This window comes from Nocardia sp. NPDC052001 (assembly GCF_040680615.1).
Classification (GTDB): Bacteria; Actinomycetota; Actinomycetes; order Mycobacteriales; family Mycobacteriaceae; genus Nocardia.
In genome coordinates this window covers 787486-814255 of sequence record NZ_JBFAXC010000004.1, presented here as the reverse complement: position 1 = coordinate 814255, position 26770 = coordinate 787486, and the positions used below count along the sequence as shown (strand labels likewise).

25 protein-coding genes and 1 tRNA gene are annotated in these 26770 nt (G+C 66.2%); 18 read left to right on the top strand and 8 right to left on the bottom strand.

Annotated elements, in window-relative coordinates:
• Positions 1-192 precede the first annotated feature (192 nt).
• From AB0L82_RS23840 to AB0L82_RS23810, 7 genes are all read left to right on the top strand, one after another.
• Positions 193-2799 carry a bifunctional FO biosynthesis protein CofGH gene (locus AB0L82_RS23840; RefSeq protein WP_364640067.1) on the top strand — a complete coding sequence of 869 codons (2607 nt, stop codon included), beginning with the start codon at positions 193-195 and terminating at the stop codon, positions 2797-2799.
• 159 nt (positions 2800-2958) lie between these two features.
• On the top strand, positions 2959-3282 hold the full coding sequence (gene fdxA / locus AB0L82_RS23835) for a ferredoxin (protein WP_067572375.1): 324 nt from the start codon (positions 2959-2961) through the stop codon (positions 3280-3282).
• Positions 3283-3303: 21 nt separating this feature from the next.
• Positions 3304-4392 (top strand): succinyldiaminopimelate transaminase, encoded by a 1089-nt coding sequence (gene dapC / locus AB0L82_RS23830; RefSeq protein ID WP_364640512.1) that lies wholly within the window; start codon positions 3304-3306, stop codon positions 4390-4392.
• Between the two features lie 70 nt (positions 4393-4462).
• A tRNA-Asp gene (locus AB0L82_RS23825) sits at positions 4463-4536 on the top strand.
• 150 nt (positions 4537-4686) lie between these two features.
• The gene (locus AB0L82_RS23820; protein WP_364640063.1) at positions 4687-6351 is read left to right on the top strand and encodes a GMC oxidoreductase; all 1665 of its coding nucleotides are present in this window, start codon (positions 4687-4689) and stop codon (positions 6349-6351) included.
• Between the two features lie 60 nt (positions 6352-6411).
• A complete protein-coding gene (gene pruA / locus AB0L82_RS23815) occupies positions 6412-8046 on the top strand; it encodes an L-glutamate gamma-semialdehyde dehydrogenase (protein WP_364640060.1) in 1635 nt (544 codons plus the stop codon).
• Positions 8046-8996 (top strand): proline dehydrogenase family protein, encoded by a 951-nt coding sequence (locus AB0L82_RS23810; protein ID WP_364640057.1) that lies wholly within the window; start codon positions 8046-8048, stop codon positions 8994-8996. The genes pruA and AB0L82_RS23810 overlap by 1 nt, the downstream gene beginning before the upstream one ends.
• A gap of 22 nt (positions 8997-9018) precedes the next feature.
• Here AB0L82_RS23810 and AB0L82_RS23805 read toward each other — a convergent pair whose 3' ends face one another.
• A complete protein-coding gene (locus AB0L82_RS23805; protein WP_364640053.1) occupies positions 9019-9903 on the bottom strand; it encodes an oxygenase MpaB family protein in 885 nt (294 codons plus the stop codon).
• A 146-nt stretch (positions 9904-10049) separates the two neighbouring features.
• Here AB0L82_RS23805 and AB0L82_RS23800 point away from each other — a divergent pair, with 146 nt between their 5' ends.
• Positions 10050-10682 carry a TetR/AcrR family transcriptional regulator gene (locus tag AB0L82_RS23800; RefSeq protein ID WP_364640050.1) on the top strand — a complete coding sequence of 211 codons (633 nt, stop codon included), beginning with the start codon at positions 10050-10052 and terminating at the stop codon, positions 10680-10682.
• 13 nt (positions 10683-10695) lie between these two features.
• Here the strand turns inward: AB0L82_RS23800 and AB0L82_RS23795 are convergent, their stop codons facing one another.
• Positions 10696-11553 carry an oxygenase MpaB family protein gene (locus AB0L82_RS23795; RefSeq protein WP_364640046.1) on the bottom strand — a complete coding sequence of 286 codons (858 nt, stop codon included), beginning with the start codon at positions 11551-11553 and terminating at the stop codon, positions 10696-10698.
• A 149-nt stretch (positions 11554-11702) separates the two neighbouring features.
• Between AB0L82_RS23795 and AB0L82_RS23790 the strand changes: the two genes are divergently transcribed.
• Positions 11703-13130, top strand: a complete 1428-nt coding sequence (locus AB0L82_RS23790) for an acyl-CoA synthetase (protein WP_364640043.1) — start codon at positions 11703-11705, stop codon at positions 13128-13130.
• Between the two features lie 64 nt (positions 13131-13194).
• Entirely contained in the window at positions 13195-13566 is a 372-nt protein-coding gene (locus AB0L82_RS23785) for a PPOX class F420-dependent oxidoreductase (protein ID WP_364640040.1), read from the top strand.
• 23 nt (positions 13567-13589) lie between these two features.
• On the opposite strand, the gene dapD is transcribed toward AB0L82_RS23785, so the two are convergent.
• Complete coding sequence (gene dapD, locus AB0L82_RS23780) at positions 13590-14546, bottom strand: 2,3,4,5-tetrahydropyridine-2,6-dicarboxylate N-succinyltransferase (protein ID WP_364640037.1); 957 nt, start codon at positions 14544-14546, stop codon at positions 13590-13592.
• 107 nt (positions 14547-14653) lie between these two features.
• Between dapD and dapE the strand changes: the two genes are divergently transcribed.
• From dapE to AB0L82_RS23750, 6 genes are all read left to right on the top strand, one after another.
• Entirely contained in the window at positions 14654-15757 is a 1104-nt protein-coding gene (gene dapE / locus AB0L82_RS23775; RefSeq protein WP_364640035.1) for a succinyl-diaminopimelate desuccinylase, read from the top strand.
• 80 nt (positions 15758-15837) lie between these two features.
• A complete protein-coding gene (locus AB0L82_RS23770; protein ID WP_364640033.1) occupies positions 15838-16632 on the top strand; it encodes a TIGR00730 family Rossman fold protein in 795 nt (264 codons plus the stop codon).
• Complete coding sequence (locus AB0L82_RS23765; RefSeq protein ID WP_364640029.1) at positions 16626-17177, top strand: TIGR00730 family Rossman fold protein; 552 nt, start codon at positions 16626-16628, stop codon at positions 17175-17177. Before AB0L82_RS23770 ends, AB0L82_RS23765 begins: the two co-directional genes overlap by 7 nt.
• A gap of 165 nt (positions 17178-17342) precedes the next feature.
• Positions 17343-19112 carry a long-chain-acyl-CoA synthetase gene (locus AB0L82_RS23760; RefSeq protein ID WP_364640026.1) on the top strand — a complete coding sequence of 590 codons (1770 nt, stop codon included), beginning with the start codon at positions 17343-17345 and terminating at the stop codon, positions 19110-19112.
• A 71-nt stretch (positions 19113-19183) separates the two neighbouring features.
• On the top strand, positions 19184-20056 hold the full coding sequence (folP, locus tag AB0L82_RS23755) for a dihydropteroate synthase (protein ID WP_364640023.1): 873 nt from the start codon (positions 19184-19186) through the stop codon (positions 20054-20056).
• A complete protein-coding gene (locus tag AB0L82_RS23750; protein ID WP_364640020.1) occupies positions 20053-20982 on the top strand; it encodes a glucosyl-3-phosphoglycerate synthase in 930 nt (309 codons plus the stop codon). The genes folP and AB0L82_RS23750 overlap by 4 nt, the downstream gene beginning before the upstream one ends.
• Positions 20983-21018: 36 nt before the next feature.
• On the opposite strand, the gene AB0L82_RS23745 is transcribed toward AB0L82_RS23750, so the two are convergent.
• From AB0L82_RS23745 to sigE, 5 genes are all read right to left on the bottom strand, one after another.
• Positions 21019-21855: a hypothetical protein gene (locus AB0L82_RS23745; protein ID WP_364640017.1), complete on the bottom strand. Its 837-nt coding sequence runs from the start codon at positions 21853-21855 to the stop codon at positions 21019-21021.
• A 58-nt stretch (positions 21856-21913) separates the two neighbouring features.
• The gene (tatB, locus tag AB0L82_RS23740; protein WP_364640014.1) at positions 21914-22315 is read right to left on the bottom strand and encodes a Sec-independent protein translocase protein TatB; all 402 of its coding nucleotides are present in this window, start codon (positions 22313-22315) and stop codon (positions 21914-21916) included.
• A 15-nt stretch (positions 22316-22330) separates the two neighbouring features.
• On the bottom strand, positions 22331-23857 hold the full coding sequence (locus AB0L82_RS23735; RefSeq protein WP_364640509.1) for a trypsin-like peptidase domain-containing protein: 1527 nt from the start codon (positions 23855-23857) through the stop codon (positions 22331-22333).
• A gap of 70 nt (positions 23858-23927) precedes the next feature.
• Positions 23928-24311 (bottom strand): hypothetical protein, encoded by a 384-nt coding sequence (locus AB0L82_RS23730; RefSeq protein ID WP_364640011.1) that lies wholly within the window; start codon positions 24309-24311, stop codon positions 23928-23930.
• 71 nt (positions 24312-24382) lie between these two features.
• Positions 24383-25060 (bottom strand): RNA polymerase sigma factor SigE, encoded by a 678-nt coding sequence (gene sigE / locus AB0L82_RS23725; protein WP_364640008.1) that lies wholly within the window; start codon positions 25058-25060, stop codon positions 24383-24385.
• A gap of 235 nt (positions 25061-25295) precedes the next feature.
• Between sigE and AB0L82_RS23720 the strand changes: the two genes are divergently transcribed.
• The gene (locus AB0L82_RS23720; protein ID WP_364640006.1) at positions 25296-25943 is read left to right on the top strand and encodes an O-methyltransferase; all 648 of its coding nucleotides are present in this window, start codon (positions 25296-25298) and stop codon (positions 25941-25943) included.
• A gap of 190 nt (positions 25944-26133) precedes the next feature.
• A complete protein-coding gene (locus AB0L82_RS23715; RefSeq protein ID WP_364640003.1) occupies positions 26134-26766 on the top strand; it encodes a TetR family transcriptional regulator in 633 nt (210 codons plus the stop codon).
• Positions 26767-26770 lie beyond the last annotated feature (4 nt).

The following is a 26770-nucleotide window of genomic DNA, read 5'->3' as shown; positions in this document are numbered from 1 at the left end:
AGTAATCGTGGCGGATCACCTTAGGCACGCCATCCGGCACCCGCAAGGTTTTGTCCCATCGGGCACGTCACATCGCGCGATCGCCGCTCTCATGCGCGAGAATATTCGCGCGTCGGCGATGGAATAGCCTGCCGCTGCGCCCGGTTGCCCGTTCTTATGGCACCCGAGTCGGACCAGTCGGATGGATGGCGCATGATCGAAGACGTGACGGATCTACCGAACCCGAGTCTTCCCCCGGTTCCGCCCAGCCCCTCGGGCATGCGCCGGGCGTTGCGGCGGGCGCGCGACGGCGCGACGCTCAACCTCGACGAGGCGGTGGTGCTGCTCCAGGCGCGGGGCGGTGACCTGGAGGATCTCGCCAAATCCGCCGCGCGCGTGCGCGATGCCGGACTGCGCGAAACCGGTTATGCCGGGGACACATTGCCCATCACCTATTCGCGCAAGGTGTTCATCCCGATCACGCACCTGTGCCGCGACAAATGCCACTACTGCACCTTCGTCACCGTGCCGGGCAAATTGCGCGCCGCGGGCAAGGGTATGTACCTCGAACCCGACGAGATTCTGGACATCGCCCGCAAGGGTGCTGAACTCGGTTGTAAGGAAGCCCTTTTCACGCTCGGCGACCGCCCCGAGGAGCGCTGGCCCGAGGCTCGCCAGTGGCTGGACGAGCGCGGCTACGACTCCACCCTGGATTACGTGCGCGCCATGTCGATCCGGGTACTGGAGGAGACCGGCCTGCTGCCGCACCTGAACCCGGGTGTGATGAGCTGGGCCGAGATGTCCCGGCTCAAGCCGGTGGCCCCGTCCATGGGCATGATGCTGGAAACGACCTCCACCCGGCTGTTCACCGAACCGGGTCAGGCGCACTACGGCAGCCCGGACAAGGATCCGGCGGTGCGGCTGCGCACGCTGACCGACGCGGGACGACTGTCCATACCGTTCACCACCGGCATTCTGGTCGGCATCGGCGAGAACCTCACCGAGCGCGCCGAATCCATTCTGGCGATCCGCAAGTCGCACAAGGCTTTCGGACATGTCCAGGAGGTGATCGTGCAGAACTTCCTGGCCAAGCACGACACCGCCATGCGCAATACCCCCGACGCCGATCTGGAGGAGTTCCGCGCCACCATCGCGGTGGCGCGCCTGCTGCTCGGCCCGAAGATGCGGATTCAGGCCCCGCCCAATCTGGTATCGCTCGAGGAATGCCGCGCGCTCCTCGACGCGGGCATCGACGATTGGGGCGGCGTCTCCCCGCTCACCCCCGACCATGTGAATCCGGAGCGGCCCTGGCCGAACCTGGACACGCTGGCGCAGGTCACCGCCGATGCCGGATTCGTGCTCACCGAACGGCTCACCGCGCATCCGAAATATGTGCTGGCGGGCCACCCCTGGATCGATCCGCGGGTGTCCCGGCATATCGACGCGCTCTCCGATCCGCTGACCGGTCTGGCCCGCACCGTGAACCCCACCGGCCTGCCCTGGCAGGAACCGGACCACGATTGGGAGTCGGTCGGCCGCATCGACCTCAATACCGCCATTGACTCCGAGGGCCGGAACACCGAGTCCCGCAGCGATTCCGCACTCGCCAGTGACGGCCTGGGCGCGTTCGGCGACTGGGAGACCATTCGCGAACAGGTGAAGGAGCTCGCGGTCGCCGCACCCGAGCGCTTTGATTCCGAGGTGCTGGCCGCCCTGCACGCCGCCGAGCGCGATCCGGCGGGGCTCTCCGACGATCAGTATCTGGCTCTGGCCACCGCGGACGGCCCTGCGCTGGAAGCGATTACGGCGCTGGCGGATCAGTTGCGCCGCGATACGGTCGGCGATGACGTCACCTACATCGTCAACCGGAATATCAACTTCACCAATATCTGCTACACCGGCTGCCGCTTCTGCGCCTTCGCGCAGCGCAAGGGTGACGCCGACGCCTTCACGCTGAGTGCGTCCGAGGTCGCCGACCGCGCCTGGGAGGCGCATGTCGAGGGCGCGACCGAGATCTGTATGCAGGGCGGTATCGATCCGGAGCTGCCGGTCACCGGTTACGCCGATCTGGTGCGCGCCATCAAGGAACGCGTCCCGGGCATGCATGTGCACGCCTTCAGCCCGATGGAGATCGTCAATGGGGCTTCCCGTGGCGGTCAGAGCATTCACGACTGGCTCGCGGCGCTGAAAGAGGCTGGCCTGGACTCGATTCCGGGCACCGCCGCGGAGATCCTGGACGATGAGGTGCGCTGGGTCCTGACCAAGGGCAAACTGCCCACCTCGGCCTGGATCGATGTCATCACCACCGCGCACAAACTCGGCATCCGCTCCAGCTCGACCATGATGTACGGCCACGTCGACAACCCCAAGCACTGGGTCGGCCATCTGCGCGTACTGAGCGGAATCCAGGACGAGACAGGCGGTTTCACCGAATTCGTGCTGCTGCCGTTCGTGCACCAGAGCGCCCCGCTCTACCTGGCGGGCGCCTCCCGCCCGGGCCCGACGGTGCGCGACAACCGCGCCGCCCACGCCCTGGCCCGCATCATGCTGCACGGCCGCATCGAGAATATCCAGACCAGCTGGGTCAAACTCGGCATCAAGGGTACCCAGTTGATGCTGAACGGCGGCGCCAACGACCTCGGCGGCACCCTCATGGAGGAGACCATCTCCCGCATGGCGGGTTCGGAACACGGATCGGCGAAAACGGTCGCGGAACTGACCGAGATCGCCACCGGGATCGGCCGTCCGGTCCGGCAGCGCACCACCACCTATGGTGTGCCACAGCACAGTTCGCTGGTGGCTCCGCTGGCACTAGGCTGAGTGGGAGCCGCTCCCATCGGCGTTCGCGGCCCCGACCCAATCCATGAACGCGGCCCAGGCAAAATTAGGCTTGCCTGACCAGGAGTATTGTGAACGCGCCGGGATACTGTTTCGCGGGGCGGACTATCCCGCATGTGAGGACAGACTAGGAGAGCGGCAGTGCCGTACATCATCGCTGAACCGTGCGTTGACGTGAAGGACAAGGCGTGCATCGAGGAATGCCCCGTGGATTGCATCTACGAGGGTGGCCGCATGCTGTACATCCAACCGGACGAGTGCGTGGACTGTGGTGCATGTGAACCGGTATGTCCGGTGGAGGCCATCTTCTACGAGGACGACACCCCGGACCAGTGGAGCGGCTACGTGAACGCGAACGTCGAATTCTTCGACGATCTCGGTTCGCCCGGCGGCGCCACCAAGGTCGGCAAGGTCGATTACGACCCGCCGTTCATCGCCGCGCTACCGCCGATGGCCGCGGAGTAGGTCTTGACCGCGCGTGGCCGGGTGAGTGCACTACTACCCGATTTCCCTTGGGACACCATCACTTCCGTGAAGGCGAAAGCCGCTTCGCATCCGGGCGGGCTCGTGGATCTTTCCGTGGGCACCCCGGTCGATCCGGTGGACCCGCTGATCCAGGCGGCGCTCGCGTCGGTGGCGGCGGTACCGGGCTATCCGACCACGCACGGCACCCCCGAATTGCGCGAAAGCGTTGTGGCAGCGCTGAAACGGCGATTCGGGATCACCGGCATCGAGCCGGACGCGGTGCTGCCGGTGATCGGCACCAAGGAGCTGATCGCCGGCTTGCCGCGCACGCTCGGGCTGGGCGCGGACGATCTCGTGGTGATACCCGAGGTGGCCTATCCGACCTATGAGGTCGGCGGGTTGCTGGCGGGTACCCGAATCCTGCGCGCGGACAGCCTGACCCAGCTGGGTCCGGAGAAGCCCGCGCTCATCTTCCTGAACTCGCCGTCGAATCCGACCGGTAGGGTGCTCGGCGTCGAACATCTGCGCAAGGTGGTCGAATTCGCCCGCGAGCGCGGCGCGATCATCGCCTCGGACGAGTGCTACCTGGGCCTGCCCTGGGAGGGCCGGGCCGTCTCGGTACTCGATCCCGAGGTGTGCGACGGGGATCACACCGGCCTGCTGGCCATTCACTCGCTGTCCAAGACGTCGAATCTGGCGAGTTACCGCGCCGGTTTCGTCACCGGTGATCCGGCCCTGGTCGCGGAGTTGCTGGAAGTGCGCAAGCATTCCGGCATGATGCTGCCGTTCCCGATCCAGGCGGCCATGACCGCCGCCCTCGGTGATGACACGCATGAGGCCGAGCAACGCGAGCGCTACCGTGCCCGTCGCGAGGTGCTGCGAAAGGCGTTGGCGGCGGCCGGGTTCCGCATCGACGATTCCGAGGCCGGCCTGTACCTGTGGTCGACCCGTGGCGAGTCGTGCCGCACCACGCTGGACTGGCTGGCCGAGCGCGGCATCCTGGCGGCTCCGGGCGAGTTCTACGGCCCGCGCGGCGCACAGCATGTGCGTATCGCGCTGACCGCCACGGATGAACGTATCGCCGCTGCGGCTGATCGCCTGACCAGCTGATTTAGTCCCGGACCCCGGGTCGTGCTAACGTCTACCGCGTTGCAAGGCCTGCGGGCCGAGCGACAGTTAAGGCCCTGTGGCGCAGTTGGTTAGCGCGCCGCCCTGTCACGGCGGAGGTCGCGGGTTCGAGTCCCGTCAGGGTCGCACTTCCAAGGAAGGGCGTGAGCAGTTGCTCACGCCCTTCCTTTTTTCGTTGTGCGTCTTGCCTTCTGGTTGCCGGACTTTTTCCTGATTTGCCGAAAACTGACACACGGCCACTTCACAATCTCTATAACAGGTTCTCATCGAGTCTCGATGAGGAGTCTTTCAGTGCGTGGATCCATTTATGAAACCCCCGGTAAGAGTATCTACGGGAGTAACGTCACCCGTCGCGGTTTCCTAGCTGCAACAGGTGTCATTTTCGGGGCGGCGGTGCTGGCCCGACAGGTCCCCGCTCGAGCGTTGCCGACCAAGCAACTCGCCGACGGCGACAAGGTGCCGGTGCTCGTCATCGGCTCCGGATACGGCGGCGCGGTCGCGGCGCTGCGACTGGCGCAGGCCGGGGTCGACGTGGCCATCGTGGAGATGGGTATGTCGTGGTCGCAGCCGGGCTCCGACGGCAAGATCTTCTGCAACATGCTCAAGCCGGACGGGCGGTCCTTCTGGCTGCGGACCGAGACCGATCAACCGGTCAACCACTTCATGGGCGCGCCCTACAACAAGTCCATCAACAGGTACACCGGCGTACTGGATTCCGAGCACTTCAGCGGGATTCGCGTGTACCAGGGCCGCGGCGTCGGCGGCGGCTCGCTGGTCAACGGCGGTATGGCGGTGACGCCCAAACAGGAGAACTTCGCCAGCATCCTGCCCTCGGTGGACGCGGGCGAGATGTACAGCACCTACTACCCGCGCGCCAATACCGGCCTCGGGGTGAACAATATCGACCAGTCCTGGTTCGACAGCGCGGACTGCTATCAGTTCGCCCGCGTCGGCCGCAAACAGGCTGAGCGGTCCGGGTTTTCGTGGACCTTCGTGCCCAACGTCTACGACTTCAACTACATGAAGCAGGAGCAGGCCAAGACCGCCACCCGCTCCGCGCTCGACGGCGAGGTCATCTACGGCAACAACTACGGCAAGAAGTCTCTCGACAAGACCTATCTCGCCGCGGCCGTCGGCACCGGCAAGGTCGGCATCACGCCCATGCACATCGTCACCGCGGTATCGCCGACCGATGGCGGCTACAAGGTCGAGATGAAGCAGATCGACACCAGCGGCAATACGGTGGCCACCAAAGCCGTTGTGGCGCAGAAGGTCTTCTTCGCGGCGGGCAGCGTCGGCACCAGCAAACTGCTGGTCAGCATGAAGGCCACCGGCAAACTGCCCAACCTGCCCGATTCGGTCGGCACCGGCTGGGGCACCAACGGCAATGTCATGGTGGCCCGGCAGAACCAGGCGTGGGACGCCACCGGCAGCCTGCAATCCTGTATTCCGACCCTCGGCATCGACAACTGGGCCGATAGCGGTGGCCCGGCGTTCGCCGAGGTGTCGCCGTTCCCGGCGGGGCTGGAGACCTTCGCGAGTCTGTATCTCGCGATCACCAAGAACCCCAATCGCGGCAAGTTCACCTACAACTCCGGAACCGGTGGGGTGGATCTGAACTGGCAGACCGCCTGGAATCAGCCGAGTATCGATGCGGCCAAGCGCATTTTCGACAAGATCAACAAGAAGGAAGTCACGATCTATCGCACCGACCTGTTCGGGGCGACCAAGACCTGGGGCGACGACCTCACCTACCATCCGCTGGGCGGTTGTGTGCTCAACCAGAGCACCGACAACTACGGTCGCCTGACCTCGTACAAGGGGCTCTACGTCATCGACGGATCACTCATCCCGGGTATGACGACGGTGAACCCGTTCGTGACGATTACTGCTCTCGCGGAACGCAATATCGAGAACATCATCGCCAACGACCTGAGCTAACCGGAGAATTTTCGGAGCGTCTCGCCCACGGCGGTGGTCTTGTTCGCGTTAGCCTGGGATATGGACGCTGTCACGGTTGTCCCTGCTCCCGCGAACGAACCGGTGCACACCTACGCACCCGGCTCTCGTGAACGCGCACTGCTGACGGGCAGGCTCGCCGAAATCTCCGCAGGATCCCTCGATGTGCCGCTGGTGATCGGCGGCAAACACCAACCCGGCACCGGTGAACGTGCCGACATCGTGATGCCGCACCGGCATCGGCAGGTGCTCGGCACATTCACCGATACCACCCACGCGGAGGCGAGCGCGGCCGTCGAAGCCGCGCACGCCGCCGCACCCGCCTGGCGGGCACTGCCGTTCGAGGAACGCGCGGCCGTGCTGCTGCGGGCGGCCGATCTGCTCGCCGGGCCCTGGCGGGAAACCATCGCCGCCGCCACCATGCTGGGCCAGTCGAAAACGGTGCAGCAGGCCGAAATCGACGCGCCCTGCGAACTCGTCGACTTCTGGCGCTTCAATGTGGCGTTCGCCCGGCAGATTCTGGCCGAACAGCCGCAATCCTCGGCGGGGGTGTGGAATCGGCTGGACTACCGGCCCCTGGAGGGGTTCGTATACGCCGTCACGCCCTTCAACTTCACCGCCATCGCCGGGAACCTGCCCACCGCACCGGCGCTGATGGGCAATACCGTGGTGTGGAAACCCGCACCGACGCAGACGCTTTCGGCGTACTACACGATGAAACTGCTGGAGGCGGCGGGCCTGCCGCCGGGAGTGATCAATATGGTCACCGGCAACGGCGTGCGATTGTCCGAAGTGGCGCTCGCCGATCCGCGGCTCGCCGGAATCCACTTCACCGGCTCGACCGGAACCTTCCAATACCTGTGGCAGCAGGTCGGCGCGAATATCGGCCGGTATCACGGGTATCCGCGCATCGTGGGCGAGACCGGCGGCAAGGATTTCATCGTCGCGCATTCCTCCGCCGATCCGGATGCGCTGCGCATCGCCATGATTCGCGGCGCGTACGAGTATCAGGGGCAGAAGTGCTCGGCGGCCTCGCGCGCCTATATCGCGAAATCGGTGTGGCGGGAGATGGGGGACGAGTTCCTGGCGCAGGTCGACGAGCTCACCTACGGCGATGTCGCGGATCTGTCGAATTTCGGTGGGGCCGTGATCGATCGGCGCTCCTATGACAAGAACGCCGCCGCCATCGCCCGCGCCCGGGACAAGGGGCTGGGCATCACCGGCGGCGGGTGTGACGACTCCGAGGGCTTCTTCATTCGCCCGACCGTGCTGCTCAGTGATGATCCGGGTGACGAATCGTTCGCCACCGAGTACTTCGGGCCGATCCTGTCCGTGCACGTCTACGACGACAGCCGCCCGGACGCCTTCGCCGATATGCTCACCACCGTCGACGCCACCTCGCCCTACGGACTCACCGGCGCGATCTTCGCCCGCGACCGCCAGGCTGTCGAACAGGCCACCACCGCACTGCGATTCGCGGCGGGGAACTTCTACATCAATGACAAGCCGACGGGCGCGGTGGTCGGGCAGCAGCCCTTCGGCGGAGCGCGCGCCTCGGGCACCGACGATAAGGCCGGGTCCTATCTCAACCTGCTGCGCTGGGTCGCGCCGCGGACATTGAAGGAAACCTTCGTCGCCCCAACGGATTACCGCTACCCGCATATGGAGGAGGCGTAATGAACCCGCTCCGACCGGCGATCCTGGCCGCGGCCGATTCACCGCGACTGAAGAAGGCGGTGACCCGCACCCCGATCACCGCCGCGGTGGTGCGGCGCTTCGTGGCGGGGGAGACCCGCGCCGAACTCGCCCCCGTGGTGCGCGCGCTGCTGGACAGCGGGCGCATGGTCAGCGTCGATTTCCTCGGCGAGTACACCACCGATCCGGCCATGGCCAATGCCGCCGTGGCCGAATACTTCTCGCTCATCGACGATCTCGCCGAACTGGATCGCGCGCCCGATACCGAGGTCCCGCCGGTGGAGGTGTCGGTGAAGCTCTCCGCGCTCGGGCAATCGCTGGGCGCGGACGGTCCGGCCATCGCCGCCGAGAACCTGCACAAACTATGCGCCAAGGCCGTCGAATCGCGGGTGTGGGTGACCGTGGACGCCGAGGATCACACCACCACCTTCGATACGCTCGCCGCGGTCGAGCAGGCGCGCGCCGAATTCCCCTGGCTCGCGGTGGCCATGCAGACCTATCTGCGCACCGCCGAGGACAATTGCCGGGACGCGGCGGCCTCGGGAACGCGAGTTCGCCTGTGCAAGGGCGCATATCAGGAACCCGAGACCGTGGCCTACCAGAAGCGCGGTGCGGTCGACGCCTCCTATCTGCGCTGCCTCGACGTGCTCATGCGGGACGCCTGGCATCCCATGATCGCCACGCACGATCCGGCCATGGTCGAGGCGGCGCTGCGGCTGTCGGCCGAACATCGGCGCAGCCCAGGGGATTTCGAATTCCAGATGCTCTACGGCATACGCGATGCCGAACAGCGCCGCCTGGTCGACGAGGGCCACGCCCTGCGGGTGTACATCCCGTACGGCACCCAGTGGTACGGCTACCTCATGCGCCGCCTCGCCGAACGCCCCGCCAACCTCGGCTTCTTCCTCCGCGCCCTGACCGAACGACGCTGAGTTCGAGGTGCCTGTGCCGCCGTCAGACCAGGGGGCGGCCGAAGCGGCGGCGCAGGCGCATATCGGCGAGGTAGAAGTTGTAGGGGAAGAGGCGGAGCACCGTGGGCATGCGGGTCCAGACCGCGGAGATCAGGCGCAGGAAACCACCGAAGAAGCGTTCGTCGCGGGCCGACCAGGTCATGCCCATCTCATCCCGAAGGTGTTGCGGGAGTAGCGCGGTGACGATGAAACGATGCAGGCCGCCGAGCAGGAATTGCAGGGGGTAGGGGAGCATCTTCAGGTCGGTGAGCGCGTTGAAGTAGGCGCGGGTCGGCTCGTCGATGTGCTTGGTGGCCAGGTTCTCCTCCCAGTACGCGTAGAAGGCGTCGCGGGTCGGCGGCCACATCTCCGCGCGCATCTGCAGGGTGGTGCCCAGGCGCGCGCTGTACCGGTAGAAGGATTCGGCCACTTCGGGACTCATCGGCCCGCGCATGCGGTGGTAGAGATCGTCCATGCCCCAGTACAGGCAGGCCGCCACCCACAGCTGGAGTTTGGGATCGAAGGCGTTGTACTTCACCGGGCTGGTGGGCTTGGTGTGCACGGTGCGATGGGACTTGTTCACCGCCTCGCGATAGGCGACGCGATCATCGTCCTCGCCGAGCAGGGCGACGGCGATATAGGTAAGGGTGGTGCGCAGTCGTTTGATGGGCCGCACCATGACGCTGCCGCTGCGCACATCGCTCTCCATCACGCCGTAGCCGACGGGTTTGAGCGAGAGCTGCATGATCACATTGGCGGCCCCGCCGAGGAAGGCGGCCAGCCCGTCGATGTGCTCGCGAACGGTTTCGGGAGTGAGTGGTTCGGTGCCGGGTGCGAATCCGTAGCCATCGGCCGGGTCGTGGAAGGGCTGGCGCAGCGGGGCGGTCATCGTTGACTCGACTCCTCGTCATCGTTCCTCGTCGCTGAGGAGAGTGTGAGAAACTCTTGCCATCACCTTCTCATCGAGGTGGGTCACTGTCAATGTGCGATGATTGGTGCCTCATCGTATCTTCGCGACTCGAAAGGGGCCGGACCATGGCCAAGCTGGCCAAACTCCTGCCGCTCGTGCGCGGATCCGCTCCCGAGGACAGTAATCAGGCCAAGGTGCTCGACGCCGCACTGGTCGCCTTCCTCGACTTCGGGATCAAACGCACCAGCATGGTCGAGGTCGCCCGGCGCGGCGGGCTCTCGCTGGCCACACTCTATCGGCGTTTCGCCGGCAAATCCGATCTGATCGAGGCGGTCGGGCTGCGCCTGGCCCGGCAGTTCATCGCCGATGCCGATGCGGCCGTGCACGCGGAGATCGAACGCGACGCCAGCGCGCAGGATCAGATCGTCGCGCTGTTCATCGCGTTCATCGAGGGATTGCGCGGCAATCAGCTGCTGGGCCGGCTGCTCAAGACCGAACCCGAAGTGGTGCTGCCGTTCCTCACGGTGCAGGGTGCGCCCGTCATCGAATTGGGACGGGACTATCTGGCCGAGTTCATCACCCGGCTGCAATCCGAAGACAAACTGCCGGAATACGATCCGCTACCGCTGGCGGAGATGGTCGCCCGCAACGCGCTGTCGCTGGCGCTGACCCCGCAGACGGTGATCCCGCTCGACGATGAGGCCGCGCTTCGGCAGTTCGCCATCGATCACGTCCTGCCGGGCTTCCGGATTCAGTGAGCCGCAGCGGTTTTCACACCAGTGGCAGACCGAGCCTGCGGCGCAGTCGCATATCCAGCAGATAGACGTTGATCGGGAAGATCCGCACCGGCGTGGGCAGTAATTCCTCCGCCGTGCCGACCGTGCGCATGATCCGGGCCAGCAATCGATCCTGCCGCGGCGACCAGGTCATCCCCATTTCGTCCCGAAGATGCTGCGGCAGTAAGCCTGTCACGAAGAATCGATGAATTCCGCCGAAGGCCGATCGCACCGGCAGCGGCATCATCTTCAAATCGATGAGATCCTCGAAATAGGCGCGAATTCTCGGATCGATGGTGGTCGCCGCGAGGTTCTCATTCCAATACTGTTCGAACGCATCGCGATTCGCGGGCCACAGCTCCTCGCGCATTTGCAGCGTGGTGCCCAGCCGCGCCGAATACCGGTAGAACGCGTCGGCGTCGGCCGCGCTCATCGGCCCGTGCATTCGCTCGTAGAGATCGCGTGCGCCCCAATAGAGGCAGGCCGCCACCCACAGCTGCAATTTCGGATCGAAGGCGTTGTACTTCACCGGATTTCCGGGCCGGGATCGCACCTGCCGATGCGAGGTGTCGACCGCCGCGCGATAGGCCTCCCGATCCGCGTCGGTCCCCAGCAGCGCGACCGCGAGATAGGTGATGGTGGTCCGCAGCCGCTTGATGGGATGCACCATCACATTGCCGCTCTCCACCGGGGATTCCACCACCCCGTACCCCACCGGTGGATGCGCGAGTTGCATGATCACGTTCGCGGCCCCGCCGAGCAGCCCGGCCGCCCCGTCGATGAATTGCCGGATATCGATATCGGGTTCGCCCGCCCGCCCGTGGTACGGCTGCGCGGCCATGGGTCTGGTCATCGTCGACCACATCCTCGGAAGTGAGAAGGTTGTACACAAACTGTCTTACCCACTCGCCCCGCCTGTCAACCGACTTGCCACCATCGCGGCCGATTCGTGCCCGGCCCGGCGGTATCGGCCCGCACCCGGGACTTCGGTAGCGTGAGCGGGTGTCTTATGGGTCGCCACTCCTGCTGAGGTCCTTGCATCCCGCCGCCGTCGCGGCCGGGGACGATATCCCCGATGCCGTCACCATCGCCGGGGTGAGCCTCTCGCGCAGTGATCTGCTCGGCGCGGCCACCTCGGTGGCCGAACGCATCGCACAGGCCGATCGGGTCGCGGTGCTCGCACGTCCCACGGTGAGCACGGTGCTGGCGGTGATCGGCTGCCTCATCGCGGGCGTCACCGTGGTGCCGGTGCCGCCGGACGCGGGCAGCGCCGAATTGGCGCACATTCTGGATGATTCGGGAGCGCAGGCGTGGCTCGGGGAAGCGCCCGAAGGCAGTGCGCTGCCGGTGGTTCCGGTGCGGGCGCACGCGCGGTCCTGGCATACCTATCCCGAACCCGCGCCCGAGGCGATCGCTTTCATTCTGTACACCTCCGGAACCACGGGACCGCCCAAGGGCGTGATGTTGAGTCGTCGCGCCATCGCGGCCGGGCTGGACGCGCTCGCGCAGGCGTGGGGATGGAAATCGAATGATGTTCTGGTGCATGGGCTTCCGCTGTTCCACGTGCACGGGCTGATTCTCGGGCTGCTCGGGCCGTTGCGGGTCGGCAGCCCCGTGATCCACACCGGTAAGCCGACGCCCGAGGCGTATGCGGCCGCGCCGGGCACCATGTATTTCGGGGTGCCGACGGTGTGGTCGCGGATCGCCGAAGACGCCGTCGCCGCAAAGGAATTGGCGAAGGCCAGGGTGCTGATCTCGGGGAGTGCGCCGCTGCCGGTGCCGGTGTTCGAGCGGTTGCGGGAATTGACCGGGCACGCACCGCTGGAGCGGTACGGGATGAGCGAGACCATGATCACGCTGTCCACCCGGCCGGACGGGGAGCGGCGGCCGGGGTGGGTGGGCACGCCGGTGGCCGGGGTGCTGACGCGGTTGGTCGACGAGGCCGGGAACGTGCTGCCGCACGATGGGGAAAGCGTTGGCGGACTTCAGGTCCAAGGGCCGATGCTGTTCGACGGGTACCTGAACAAGCCGGAGGTGACCGCCGAGAACTGGACCGCGGACGGGTGGTTCAAGACCGGAGACGTCGCGGTCATCGACGCGGAGGGCATGCACCGGATCGTCGGCCGCGAATCGGTGGACCTGATCAAATCCGGCGGCTATCGGATCGGCGCGGGGGAGATCGAGACCTCGCTGCTCGGACATCCCGCCGTGGCCGAGACCGCGGTGATCGGCGTCCCCGACGACGACCTCGGCCAGCGCATCGTCGCCTATGTCGTACTACGGGACGATGCGGGGGATGCGGTGGCCCGGCAACTCATCGACCATGTGGCGGGCGAACTTTCGGCACATAAGCGGCCCCGCGAGGTGCGCGTGGTGGACGCGCTGCCGCGCAATGCCATGGGCAAGGTGCAGAAGAAACTGCTCGGCTGAACATCGCCCCGCCCGGACCGTGTCGCTTGACCTGAACCGCACTTCAGGTCATAACGTCGCGGACATGATCGCAACACTGACGCCCGCGCAGATCGAGTATCTGGGTAGCCAGCGCCTGGGCCGGCTCGCCACCATCCGGCCCGACGGGTCACCGCAGAACAATCCCGTCGGGTTCCGCTACAACGCGGACCTGGGCACCATCGATATCGCCGGCCACAATATGGGGGCGTCGCAGAAGTTCCGGAACCTCGCCAAGGAGGAACGGATCGCCTTCGTCGTCGACGATGTGCCCTCGGTCGACCCGTGGACCGTGCGGTGCCTCGAAATCCGCGGCACCGCACAGGCTTTGCGCGGCGTCGAAAGCTATATCCCCGGCGGCACACCGGAGCTGATCCGCATCACCCCGGAGCGGATCATCGCCTTCGGCATCGAATAGCGGTCCAGCGGTTCGGGAGCGAGTCAGTCGTTGGCGTGCAGTGCGGCATTCAGCTCGATGCCGGTGCCCTTGCGCGCCACCGCTTCCACCGTGCCGGTCACCGAATTCCGGCGGAACAGCAGATTGTCCTTACCGCTCAACTCGGCCGCCTTGATGACCGCGCCGTCCGGCAGCGTCACCTTGGTGCCCGCGGTGACATACAGCCCGGCCTCGACCACGCAGTCATTGCCGAGTGAGATGCCCAGACCCGAGTTCGCGCCCAGCAGGCAGCGCTCACCGAGCGAGATGACCTGCTTACCGCCACCGGACAGGGTGCCCATGATGGACGCGCCGCCACCCACATCGGAGCCGTCGCCGACCACGACGCCACCGGAAATGCGGCCCTCCACCATGGAATTGCCGAGCGTGCCGGCATTGAAGTTCACGAAACCCTCGTGCATGACCGTGGTGCCCGAGGCCAGATGCGCGCCCAGGCGCACCCGATCGGCGTCCGCGATGCGCACGCCCGACGGCGCGACGTAATCGACCATGCGCGGGAACTTGTCGATGCCGTAGACGGTGACCGGGCCGCGCGAGCGCAGCTTCAGACGGGTCAGCTCGAACTCCTCCAGCGAGCACGGACCGTAATTGGTCCACACCACATTCGCGAGCAGGCCGAAGATGCCGTCCAGATTCAGGCCGTGCGGCTTGACCAGGCGATGCGAGAGCAGTTGCAGGCGCAGGTAGACATCGTGGGTGTCGACCGGCGCGGCATCGAGATCGGCGATGCTGGTGCGCACCACGACCGTCTCGACCCGGCGGGCCTCGTCGACTCCGGCGGCCTCGGCGAACTTGGCGTACTCGATATCGGAGGCGTCCAGGCGCTTGGTGCCGGTATCGGTCACCGCACCCAGTTCCGGATACGGGTACCAGGTGTCCAGCACCGTGCCGTTGGCGGTGATGGTGGCGAGGCCGACTGCTACTGCTCCCTGAGTGCTCACGTCGGTAAAGATTACCGGCCGCGAAATTCGTCCCGAATTGTGCCTTTTTGTGCCACGGCCGCCGCCATACCGGGAGCGGAGATTACACCTCCTTTAAGGTGGAAGGGGTGACCATCGATCTGAGCGCCGACCCGATCAACCTCGCTGCCGCTCTGGTGGACATTCCCAGCGTTTCCAAGGACGAGACCCGCATCGCCGATATCGTCGAAAAAGCCCTGCGTGAGCAGACCACCGGCTTCGAAATCCTGCGGCACGGCAATACCGTGCTGGCGCGCACCAATCGCGGTCTGGCCACCCGGGTCATCCTCGCCGGACATCTGGACACCGTGCCCATCGCCGACAATGTGCCCAGCCGCTTCGAGGTCAGCGCGACCGGCGAACGGCAGCTGTGGGGCTGCGGCACCGTGGATATGAAATCCGGTGACGCGGTCTTCCTGCACCTGGCCGCCACCGTCGCCGAACCGGTGCACGATCTGACCCTGATCTTCTACGACTGCGAGGAGATCGCCGCCGAGTTCAACGGCCTCGGCCGCATCGAACGCGAACTACCCGAATGGCTGGAGGGCGACCTCGCCGTACTGGGTGAGCCGTCGGGCGGCTGGATCGAAGCGGGATGCCAAGGGACGCTGCGGGTTCGGCTCACCACCCCCGGCGTGCGCGCGCACACCGCGCGAGCGTGGCTGGGCGACAACGCTATTCACCGGCTCGCCCCGATTCTGGAGCGGCTGGCGAATTACCGAGCGCGCGAAGTGGATATCGACGGCTGCGTCTACCGCGAGGGCCTGTCCGCCGTGCGCGTCTCCGGCGGCGTCGCGGGCAATGTGGTGCCCGATGTGGCCGAGGTCGACGTCAACTTCCGCTTCGCCCCCGACCGCACCCTGGACGAGGCGACCGAGCATGTGCGCGAGGTCTTCTCGGGCCTGGACCTGGGCTTCGAGCGCACCGACGGTGCTCCCGGCGCACTCCCCGGCCTGACCGCCCCCGCCGCCAAGGACCTCATCGAGATCGTGCACCTGCACGGCAGCGGCGGCGTCCGCGCCAAATACGGCTGGACCGACGTCTCCCGCTTCGCCGCCCGCGGCATCCCGGCCGTCAACTTCGGCCCCGGCGACCCCAACCTCGCCCACAAACGCGACGAACACCTCCCCGTCGACCAGATCACCCAGGTCACCTCCATGCTCCGCAGCTACCTCCTGGGCGATAAGGCCTGACGGAGACTCCCTCGCCTCGAATCCCCTCGGGACGAGTACCGGCCCGCCGGAGCGAAGCGGAGGCAGATAACGTTGCCTGCATGTCTGCTGAGGCTGAAATCCCGGGTTCGAAGAGTCCACGGTTTCGTGGGCCGATAATGCTGCGCCGGGATAGGAAGGTCGGGATCGGGACCACCGATCAGCATCTGCTGGATGAGCGGGGACCGGCGGATTGGGTGCATACCGATCCGTGGCGGGTGCTGCGCATTCAGGCCGAATTCGTCGAGGGTTTCGGGGCTTTGGCGGAGGTGCCGCGTGCGGTCGCCGTCTTCGGGTCCGCGCGCACCGTGCCGGAATCGGCGGAGTATCAGGCGGGCGTCGCGATCGGCGGTGCGCTGGCGCGGGCCGGGTTCGCGGTGATCACCGGTGGCGGGCCCGGGGCCATGGAGGCCGCGAATCGCGGTGCTTCCGAGGCGGGCGGCTATTCGATCGGGCTCGGGATCGAGCTGCCGTTCGAACAGCACCTCAACGAGTGGGTCGATCTCGGCATCAACTTCCGGTATTTCTTCGCGCGCAAGACCATGTTCGTGAAGTACGCGCAGGCCTTCGTCTGCCTGCCGGGCGGTTTCGGCACCCTGGACGAACTGTTCGAGGCGCTCACGCTGGTGCAGACGCATAAGATCAATCAGTTCCCGATCATCCTGTTCGGCACCAAATACTGGTCGGGACTGGTGGATTGGCTGCGCGAGTCACTGCTCGGCTCGGCCAAGATCGCGCCCGGCGATCTGAATCTGCTGCACGTCACCGACAGTGTGGACGAGGTGGTGCGCCTGGTGCTCGCGGCCGCCGAACAGCGCGCCGAAATGGATGCCGCGGCACAGGGAGATCAGTGGTGAGCGATTCGTATTCGGTCTGCGTGTACTGCTCGGCGAGCGTCGGCGATCCCGCCGCACTGGAGCTGTCTCGCCAGGTGGGAGCCGAAATCGGCCGTCGCGGTTGGCAATTGGTGTCCGGCGGCGGCAATGTCTCGATGATGGGCGCGGTCGCCACCGCGGCGCGCGCGGCGGGCGCGAAAACCGTCGGCGTCATCCCCAAGAAGCTGGTGCACCGTGAGATGGCGGATGTGGACTCGGACGAACTCATCGTCACCGATTCCATGCGCGAGCGGAAGCAGGTCATGGACGAGCGCGCCGACGCCTTCCTGACCCTGCCCGGCGGCATCGGCACCCTGGAGGAGTTCTTCGAAACCTGGACCGGGGCCTACCTGGGCATGCACGATAAGCCCGTGGTGGTGCTGGATCCGGACGGGCACTATCGCGGGCTGTTCGCCTGGCTGGAGGAATTGCGCGAACGCGGTTACGCCGGGCGCGAGGCGATGGACCGGGTGATCGTGACCGGTGATCTGGCCGAGGCTTTCGAGGCGCTGCGCCCCGGGCGCTGAGTGCTGTGGAGCCCGGGCACTGAGTGCTGTTGAAGTTGACAGATTGCGCCGTCACGGGCGGTGCATCTGACAATTTTGTGCGGGACTATCGGGTTTCACTCGACAACGAAGGGTGTATCCGTCAGGGTGTGACCACGAGCACGACCCGGTGAGGAGCCCCGCGCAGTGAACAACGACGCCCGTTCGACGGTCAGCCTGGTGGATCTGGTGCGCAGCCTGCCCGGTATGGCGGTACAGCTGCCGGGCATGACCCGCAATGCCGTGCACATGCTGGTGAAATCCGATTCCAAGGCTTCCATCGGACTCTTCTTCCAGCGGGCCGCCGCCAAACATCCCGAGCGCGCCTTCCTGCGCTTCGAAGGCCGCGAATACCGTTGGGGTGAAGCCAATTCCGAGGTGAACCGGTACGCGAGCGTCTTGGCCTCGCACGGCGTCAAGCGCGGGGATGTGGTCGGGGTCCTGATGACCAACCGGCCCGAGGCGCTGTTCACCGTGCTGGCGGTGGTGAAACTCGGTGCCACGGCCGGACTCCTGAACCACAATCAGCGAGATGCCGTGCTGCAGCACAGCTTCGGACTGTTGAACTCGGTGCTGGACGTGATCGGCGAGGAATGCGCCGAAGCCCTGGACACGCTCACCGAACTGCGCCCCGCGGTGCTCTGGTCCAAGGATCTGGAGGCCGCCGCCCGCACCGCCGACGCCGCGAATCCCACTGTCTGCGAACAGATTCTGGGCAAGGAACGCGCCTACCTGATCTTCACCTCCGGCACCACCGGCCTGCCCAAGGCCAGCGTGATGACCCATATGCGCTGGACCAAGTCCATGGCCGGGGTCGGTGGTCTGGGCGTGCGCCTGGACGGCGGCGACACCCTGTACTGCTGCCTGCCGCTCTATCACAACAACGCGCTCACCGTCGCGCTGTCCTCGGTGGTCGCGGGCGGCGCGACACTCGCACTGGGACGCAAGTTCTCGGCCTCCCGCTTCTGGGAGGAGGCCATCGCCAATCAGGCCACCGCCTTCATCTACATCGGCGAACTCTGCCGCTATCTGCTCAATCAGCCCGCCCGCCGCACCGATCGGCAGCACCGGGTCCGGCTTGCGGTCGGCAACGGCCTGCGCCCGGAGATCTGGGACGAATTCCGGGATCGCTTCGGTATCAAGCGCATTGTCGAGTTCTACGGCGCGAGCGAGGGCAATGTCGCCTTCATCAACGCGTTCAGCCTTTCGCGCACAGCGGGTTTCACCCCGCTGCCGTTCGCGGTCGTCGAATACGACGATGCCACCGGCAAAGCCAAGCGCGGCCCGGACGGCAAACTGCGCCGCATCGGCACGGGCCGGGTGGGCCTGCTGCTGGCCAAGGTCACCACCAGTTCCCCCTTCGACGGCTACACCGACAGTGCCGCAACCGAATCCAAGCTGGTGCGGGACGGCTTCACCGCCGGTGACTGCTGGTTCGACACCGGCGATCTGGTGCGCAATCAGGGCTGGGGTCATATCGCCTTCGTGGACCGGCTCGGCGACACCTTCCGCTGGAAGGGCGAGAATGTGGCGACGACCGAGGTGGAGGGCGCTTTCGACGGTATCGACGCCGTGCTCCAGGCCGTCGTCTACGGCGTGGATATCCCGGGCGCGGACGGCAAGGCCGGCATGGCCGCGATCACCCTCGCCGAGGGCGCGACCTTCGACGGTAAGGTCGCCGCGAAAACGCTCTACGATCGCCTGCCCACTTACGCTGTGCCCCTTGTTATTCGGGTGGTCCCGGAACTGGAGCAGACCTCTACCTTCAAGTCCCGCAAGGTGGAACTGCGCACCCAGGGACTCGGCACGGACGACATCAGCACGCTGTACGTGCTGACCGGGCGCGGTGACGGTTATGTCCCGATCTACCCGGAATACGCGGCCGAGGTGGCCGCGGGCAAACTTCCGCGCGGCTGAGGCCCGGGCGGCGGCCGGAATCCGGTCGGCTGCCCAGCATCAGCTGGACACGTGTCGGTACAGTCGAGGGCATGTGTGCGCCGTTGCCGACATTGTGCGGAAAGCCGGTGGCGACGGATCGGGCGCTGGTGATGGCGATCGTGAACCGGACGCCGGACTCGTTCTATGACCGGGGTGCGACCTTCTCCGATGAGGCGGCCATGGCCGCGGTCACCCGGGCGGTGGACGAGGGCGCCGATCTCGTCGATATCGGCGGAGTGAAGGCCGGTCCCGGTAGCGATGTGGATGCCGCCGAGGAGGCGCGCCGGGTGGTGCCGTTCGTCGCCGCTATCCGGCAGCGATTTCCCGAGCTGCTGATCAGTATCGACACCTGGCGGGCCGATGTCGCGCGGGCCGCCGTGCACGCGGGCGCGGATCTGATCAACGACACCTGGTCCGGGGCCGACCCGGGACTGGTCGAGGTCGCCGCCGAGTTGAACGCCGGAATTGTGTGCAGTCACACCGGCGGAGCCATTCCGCGGACCCGTCCGCATCGGGTGCGCTATACCGATGTAGTGACCGAGGTCACCGAAACCGTTGTCGCGGCCGCCGAGAATGCGGTCGCGGTGGGAGTTTCCAAAGACTCGATATTGATAGACCCCACGCATGATTTCGGGAAAAACACGTATCACGGGCTCGATTTGTTGCGTTCTGTGGACGTTCTTGTGAATACCGGATGGCCGGTCTTGATGGCGCTGAGTAATAAGGATTTCATCGGAGAGACTCTTGGTGTCGAGCTATCCGAGCGATTGGAGGGCACATTGGCAGCGACTGCATGGTCGGCCGCGGCGGGTGCTCGAGTTTTCCGGGTACACGAAGTAGCGGCCACCCGACGCGTGGTGGACATGATCGCCGCGATCCAGGGCCTGCGCCCACCCGCCCGAACCCTGCGAGGTCTGGCATGAACAAGGTGACCGACTGGGTGACCAGCAATACCTGGGACCGCCCCGAATGGACCGTCGAGGAACTCGTGGCCGCCAAGGGCGACCGCACCGTCTCGGTGGTCCTGCCCGCACTCAACGAAGAAGCCACGGTCGCGACCGTGGTGGCCAGCATCCGGCCCCTGCTGGGCACGCTGGTGGACGAACTCGTCGTTCTGGACTCCGGTTCCACCGACGCCACCGCCGAGCTCGCACAGGCCGCCGGAGCGCGCGTGGTGACCCGCGAACAGGCGGTGCCCGAACTCGATCCGGTTCCGGGCAAGGGTGAGGTGCTGTGGCGCTCACTGGCCGTCACCTCCGGTGATCTGGTGGCGTTCGTGGACTCCGATCTCATCGACCCGGACCCGATGTTCGTGCCGAAACTGCTCGGGCCGCTGCTCACGGTCGACGGAATGCACCTGGTGAAGGCGTATTACCGGCGGCCGCTGCGGCAGGGCGCGACCATCGACGACAACGGCGGCGGCCGCGTCACCGAACTGGTGGCCCGCCCACTGCTGTCGGCGCTGCGCCCGGCGCTGTCGAATGTCCTGCAGCCCTTGGGCGGTGAGTACGCGGGCACCCGCGAACTGCTCACCGCGGTGCCGTTCGCACCCGGGTACGGCGTGGAGATCGGGTTGCTGCTCGATACCCACGACATGCTCGGACTGTCCGCCATCGGACAGGTGAATCTCGGTGTGCGCCAGCACCGCAACCGCCCGCTGTCCGAACTCGGGGTGATGAGCCGGCAGATCCTGGGCACCGTGCTCGGGCGCGCCGGGGTCTCCGACTCGGGTGCCGCGCTGACCCAATTCCCGCTGATCAGTGGCGAATTCACGGCACGCTCCACGGATGTGTCGCTGGAGGATCGCCCGCCGATGAACACCCTGCGCCCGGAATGGGCTGCCGCATAACGATCCCGGCGTCCCGGTCGCGTCCGCGACCGGGACTCAGCGGTCGTGCCGGTAGATCGGGGTGAGCAGGTCCGCCTCGATCGGCTCACCGGTATTGCGGTCGTAGCGCACGCCCACCACCGCCGAGAACGGGTGGGTGGCCGCGCGCTCGTGCAGCGTCGCCAATCGTGTTGCCAGCAAACGGATCGCGCCCAGTGAGGCCGGGGGATGCAATCCGTCGATGACAAGGACCGTTCCCTTACCGTCCGGGCGGGGGAGCCGGGCCAGGTACGCGATGTCGTACGGTTCGGTGCCGCCAGGGCGGTATACGCGCCGTGCGGCCCGATCCTCGATACCCCGGCGCACCCGGCCCGCGCGCGCCACCGTGCGGCGCAGCCGGGGGTCCGCGGCGACGAGATAGCGCAGACTGGGCGACAATTCGGGGCCGCCGAGCACGATCAGTCCGTCCCGGTCCAGATCCAGCGGCCGCCCGGGCAGGAAGCGCTGTACCGCCGCGGTGAACCCGAGTTCGCGTAGCAGCTCCACCAGGCGATGCGGCGCGGCCGCGTCCGGCGCGCCCACCAGGGCGATGGCGCGCGTGGTGCTGCGCACGTCCGGGGTGAGAATCGTGAGCGGGCCGTGTCCGAAGAACAGGCCCTCCGGTACCGGGCCCTGCGTGCTCACCTGATGGATGCGGGCCCGGGAAAGTCCGGCGGCCGCACCGATTCTGGCGAACGTCCAGCCCTCGGCATGTAGTTCGCGGATTACGGCGCGGCGTATACGCGTGAGCTCATTGATCTGCTGTTGCGCCGCCGCCACGCCGTCGGTGGCGGCTTTGAGGCGCTCGACCTTGTCCTCGATCGCAAACACCCGTGCCACCTCGTCGGCTGACATGGAGGCAGTCTAGATACCTGAACAGCCCCATGCGTCTAGACCGCTTGACGAAGCTGGTCTAGGTGGCGTCGGGATCGACCGGCGGACGTTCGTTGCGCTCCAGCGGTTTCTGCGGTTTCGGCATGGAGTAATCCTCGAAACCGCTGCTCGCGGCCGTGACCGGCTTGTCGAAGTTTCCGGTCAGAAACGAATCGTCGCCATTGAGAAGATGTTTGGTGACCAGAGTCTTGGGATTCATACCGCGGAGTTCGTTCAACTGCTCCAGCGGTTTGCGGATCTCCTCGAACTCCGGCCCCAACTCGTCCTTGAGTTGCTGCGTCGCACCGCTCGCATAGTCGCGAGCCTGCCGCAGCGCATTGGTTGTCCAGCGCACGGCGCCGGGCAACCGCTCCGGGCCGAGGATCACAAGGGCGGCGACGAGCAGAATAAGTAGCTCGCCCCAGCTGATATTGCTGAACACGGTACCTATTCTGCCTTAATCCGATTCCAGGGTTACCGGCACATCGACTTCGCGGCCGTCGCGAATGAGGCGCACATTCACCTTCTGGCCGATCTCATTCGACTGCACCGCGACCGTCAATTCCTCCGGGCCGGTGACATCGCGATCGCCGACCTTCACGATCACATCGCCCTCCACGATGCCCGCCTTGGCGGCCGGGCTACCGGCCTGCACATCGGCCACGGCCGCACCGCTCATCACGTCATTGGCGACGATTTTGGTCTTGGCGCTCACGCCCAGGCGCGGATGATGCACCGACCCGTCCCGGATCAGCGCCTGCGAAATCCGCTTCACCTGATCCACCGGAATCGCGAAGCCCAGACCGACCGAACCACCGCTCTCGGACTTGATAGCCGAGTTGATGCCGATCAGCCGCCCCGTCATATCCACCAGGGCGCCACCGGAATTACCGTGATTGATCGCGGCATCGGTCTGCACGGCGTCGAGCGTGGCATTGGTATCGGTGCCCTCGCCGCCCACCTTCACCGGGCGGTGCAGCGCCGAGACGATACCGGAGGTGACGGTCTTCTCCAGGCCCAGCGGTGAACCGATGGCCAGCACATCGTCGCCGACCTTCACATCATCGGAATTGCCGAGCTGAATCACCGACAGGTTCTTCACATCGACTTTCAGCACCGCCAGATCGGATTTGATATCGCGGCCGACAATGCTGGTCGGCACCCGGGTGCCATCCGAGAACACCACTTGCAGTTGGGCTTTGCCGCTCTTGTCATTGGCGGCCAGCGAGATCACGTGATTATTGGTGACGATGTAACCCGCGCCGTCGATCACCACACCCGAACCCGTGGAACCGGAATCGCCGACCCAGGCGCGCACGGTCACCATCGCGGGCATGACGGTGTCCACGACCTTGGAAATCTGGCCGTGCGCCACATTCGTCGAATCGGCGGACTGCAACGAGACTTTGCGCGAGGTCAGCGCCGATTCGGCGGTGAGCCGGCCGACCAGACCACCCAGCAAACCGCTCATCAACCCGACGACCAGCGCGATCACGGCCAGAATGGCCAGCGCCGCGGGCGCGACCTTACCGCCGAACAGCACCTCCCGGGCGCTGATCTGGCGGCCCTGCGTCAGCGGCGGCGGCAGCGGGGTGCCCACGGCCGGAGTACCAAGGCGGGCAGCGGAATTCGGATCCCGCCACGGATCGGCGGGCCCGGCCGCGGCGGCCGTCTCGGCCTTGGCCTCGGGATCGCGCTGCAGGAGCTCCTGTGAACCGGCGGGACGGCCGAACGCCTCGGCCAGCACCGCGTCCGGCGGCCGATTCTGCACCTGCGGGCCGTCCGTGGCGGCGGCAGCGGCCGCGGCGGCTGCCGTGCGCGGTGAGAACGAGCCGTTCTGCCCACTCGGGCGGCGGAAGGCGCGTGCGGTATGCGTGTCGACATGCGGCCGCATTACCGGCCGCGGTCCCAGGACCGGTGCGTCCGACGGCCTCAGGTTCCCCCGATCGGCCGCCGAATCCGAAGCCTGCGCGGAATTCTGCAGGTTGTTCGCCGCGGGCCCGTCACCCGGAACCGGGCCCGTGTTCTTCGATTCGGTGGTCACGCGATGAACTCTACTTGCGCCACCAGGATGTCCACCGTTTGCTGTCGAACGAATCTTGGCGCAGCCCGACGAAGTTCGCGCCGCGCGCGAAAGTTCCGCGATCCGCATTCAGCGTTTCCGCCGTGGGAAGTTCCGAGAGCGGGATCCGGCTCAGCGAATCGTGCAGGCGCATCGGCGCGGAAATCTGATCCGAGGACTGCCGCAGCGCAATGCGCGCCTGCTGCTGCGCGTCCACCTCGGCCGCGCATTCCACGCAGACGGAAAGATGGTGAGCGGCACGCAGGTACGCGTTCATCCGCAATTCGCCGTCCACATACGCGGCAATGGCCTCACTGGCCAGATGCTCGGTGGGGGCGAAACGCGGCGGACGCGGCGTTCTGTCCTCGCCACTCATAAGCTGCACACCCTTCCGGGACACCTCGGCTGCATCGGGAATGCCGGTGTTCGGGCGCTGGGCCCGGCGGGTCACCTGGCGTTCTCGGGGGCGGCGAAGCGCCGCTCCACTCCATTATGCGCAAGGTGTTCTTTGAGTGCCTGACGTCCTCGGTGGATCCGGCTGCGCACGGTGCCCAACTTGACCCCGAGCGTCGCGCCGATCTCCTCGTACGACAGACCTTCGATATCGCAGAGCACCACCGCGGCACGGAACTCCGGCGCCAGCGAATCGAGCGCCGCCTGCAACTCGGGATCCAGATTCGCGTCGTGATAGACCTGCTCGGGGCCCGGCCCCTCGGACGGCACCCGGTCGTAATCCTCGGGCAGCGCCTCCATGCGAATCCGATTGCGGCGCCGCACCATATCCAGGAACAGATTCGTGGTGATGCGATGCAGCCAGCCCTCGAAGGTGCCCGGCTGATAGTTCTGCAGCGAGCGGAACACCCGGATGAAGGTTTCCTGGGTCAAATCCTCTGCGTCCTGCTGATCACCGGTGAGGCGGTAGGCCAGGCGGTACACGCGGTCGGCGTGCTCCCGGACCAGTTCGTCCCAGGTCGGCATCATGGTGCGGTCACCGGTGGCATCGAAGGCCGCGGTGCCGCTCAGGGCAGCCTCGTCGAGTTCGCTTTCCGGCACGGTGGTGCCGTCCAGCACGGAGTTCAAGTCCTGCGTGGGCAGGATGGCGGGTTCACGCGCCGCGTCGACCATGTGGATGGGATTACCTCCTACTCGGGACCGAAGTTCCGACTGCCGGGTACAACCGACCTGGTTGGTCGTGTGTTCCCCGCCCGCCGGACCGACTGTCGCTGGCCTGACTTGGCAATACTCTTGCCGGTCCCGATGTGGTGGTCGTATGCGCAGGCTGAGGGACACCTGAGAAAAATCGCCACACCGGCCGGTCGCCGCCGGGCTTTCCCGGTTCCGCGCCATTAGCCTCATAGCCGTGAGCCTCACTCCCGCGGCATCGAACCTGCAGCGCAACCTCGCCTACGTGGAGGAATCCGTCGCCGAGGACGAGATTCTGATCAGCGCGCGCGAACGCGCCCTCGAACTCGGCGCCGCACCGGTACCCCCGTCGGTGGGCGCACTTCTCAGTATGTACGCGCAATTGCTCGGTGCGCGAGCGGTCGTGGAGGTCGGCACCGGGGCCGGGGTGAGCGGCCTCTGGCTGCTCGACGGCATGCGCGAGGACGGCACGCTCACCACCATCGATTCCGAACCCGAACATCAGCGCGCGGCGCGCGAGGCGTTCCGGTCCGCCGATATCGCGCCCGCGCGCACCCGGCTGATCAACGGCCGGGCGCTGGATGTGTTGCCGCGCTTGGCCGATGGGGCCTACGACCTGGTGTTCATCGATGCCGCGCCGCTGGAGCATCCGCAGTACGTGGCGCAGGCGGTGCGATTACTCCGCGAGGGCGGGGCGATTCTGCTGCACAACGCGCTGCTCGGCGGGCGGGTGCCCGATCCGGCACAGCGCGATCCACAGACCCAGGCGGTGCGTGCGGCCACGCGGGCCATCGCCGAGGATCCGGCGCTCACCAGTGTGCTGATTCCGGTCGGCGACGGACTGCTCTGCGCATCGCGGGGCTGATTTCTGCTCTACCGCCTCCGACCTGCGGATAGTTTTGTCCACGCGGGGACTTTCCGCGTAGCAGCAGCTGCTGCGGGGGAGGTGTTCCGCGCGTGGAACATCCGCGTTCGCGCTTGTTTTCGGACCTTTGACGGTTTCTTTCGGCGTGCGCTCTTGCCATCGCATTGAACGAGTGTTTAATGTATTGAACATGCGTTCAGCCTCTGAGGATCTGACCACCCGGGCCCGGATTCGCGATGCCGCGATCACCACCTTCGGCGAGCAGGGCTTCGGGGTGGGGGTGCGGGCCATCGCGGCGGCGGCGGGCGTCTCGCCGGGTCTGGTCAACCACCACTTCGGGTCCAAGGAGGGGTTGCGCGCGGCGTGCGACGATCACGTCCGGGATGTCATCCGGGCCGCGAAAGTCGAATTCGCACAGCGTCCTTCACCCAACGGGCTGCTGGAACAGATGGCCGAGATCGAGGAATTCGCCCCGCATATGGCCTATATGCTGCGCAGCTTCCAATCCGGCGGTGATCTGCTGACCAGCTTCTTCGAGCATATGGTCGAGGATGTCGAGCAGTACCTGATCGCCGGTGTCGCCGCCGGAACCTACCGTCCCCCAAGGGATTTGAAGGCCACCGCCAGATACATCGCCACCACCAACGGCGGCGGCATGGTGATGTTCCTGCAGCTGTACGCGGCCCAGCACGAAGGCCGCATCGACTATCGAAAAGCATTGCGCGAGTACGCCGATCACATGACCCTGCCCGCCCTCGAGATCTACACCAACGGGCTGCTCACCGACTCGATGGCGCTGGACACCCTCACTCGACAGCGGTAATACC

Bases quoted from the DNA above. Each gene is read 5' to 3' on its own strand.
- AB0L82_RS23770 (WP_364640033.1), top strand. From the start codon at position 15,838: ATGTCTGCTGAGGCTGAAATCCCGGGTTCGAAGAGTCCACGGTTTCGT.
- AB0L82_RS23800 (WP_364640050.1), top strand. From the start codon at position 10,050: ATGGCCAAGCTGGCCAAACTCCTGCCGCTCGTGCGCGGATCCGCTCCC.
- AB0L82_RS23750 (WP_364640020.1), top strand. From the start codon at position 20,053: ATGAACAAGGTGACCGACTGGGTGACCAGCAATACCTGGGACCGCCCC.
- AB0L82_RS23745 (WP_364640017.1), bottom strand. From the start codon at position 21,855: ATGTCAGCCGACGAGGTGGCACGGGTGTTTGCGATCGAGGACAAGGTC.
- AB0L82_RS23840 (WP_364640067.1), top strand. From the start codon at position 193: ATGATCGAAGACGTGACGGATCTACCGAACCCGAGTCTTCCCCCGGTT.
- AB0L82_RS23810 (WP_364640057.1), top strand. From the start codon at position 8,046: ATGAACCCGCTCCGACCGGCGATCCTGGCCGCGGCCGATTCACCGCGA.
- AB0L82_RS23730 (WP_364640011.1), bottom strand. From the start codon at position 24,311: ATGAGTGGCGAGGACAGAACGCCGCGTCCGCCGCGTTTCGCCCCCACC.
- pruA (WP_364640060.1), top strand. From the start codon at position 6,412: ATGGACGCTGTCACGGTTGTCCCTGCTCCCGCGAACGAACCGGTGCAC.
- AB0L82_RS23805 (WP_364640053.1), bottom strand. From the start codon at position 9,903: ATGACCGCCCCGCTGCGCCAGCCCTTCCACGACCCGGCCGATGGCTAC.
- AB0L82_RS23795 (WP_364640046.1), bottom strand. From the start codon at position 11,553: ATGACCAGACCCATGGCCGCGCAGCCGTACCACGGGCGGGCGGGCGAA.
- AB0L82_RS23785 (WP_364640040.1), top strand. From the start codon at position 13,195: ATGATCGCAACACTGACGCCCGCGCAGATCGAGTATCTGGGTAGCCAG.
- folP (WP_364640023.1), top strand. From the start codon at position 19,184: ATGTGTGCGCCGTTGCCGACATTGTGCGGAAAGCCGGTGGCGACGGAT.
- sigE (WP_364640008.1), bottom strand. From the start codon at position 25,060: ATGGTCGACGCGGCGCGTGAACCCGCCATCCTGCCCACGCAGGACTTG.
- AB0L82_RS23715 (WP_364640003.1), top strand. From the start codon at position 26,134: ATGCGTTCAGCCTCTGAGGATCTGACCACCCGGGCCCGGATTCGCGAT.
- AB0L82_RS23820 (WP_364640063.1), top strand. From the start codon at position 4,687: ATGAGGAGTCTTTCAGTGCGTGGATCCATTTATGAAACCCCCGGTAAG.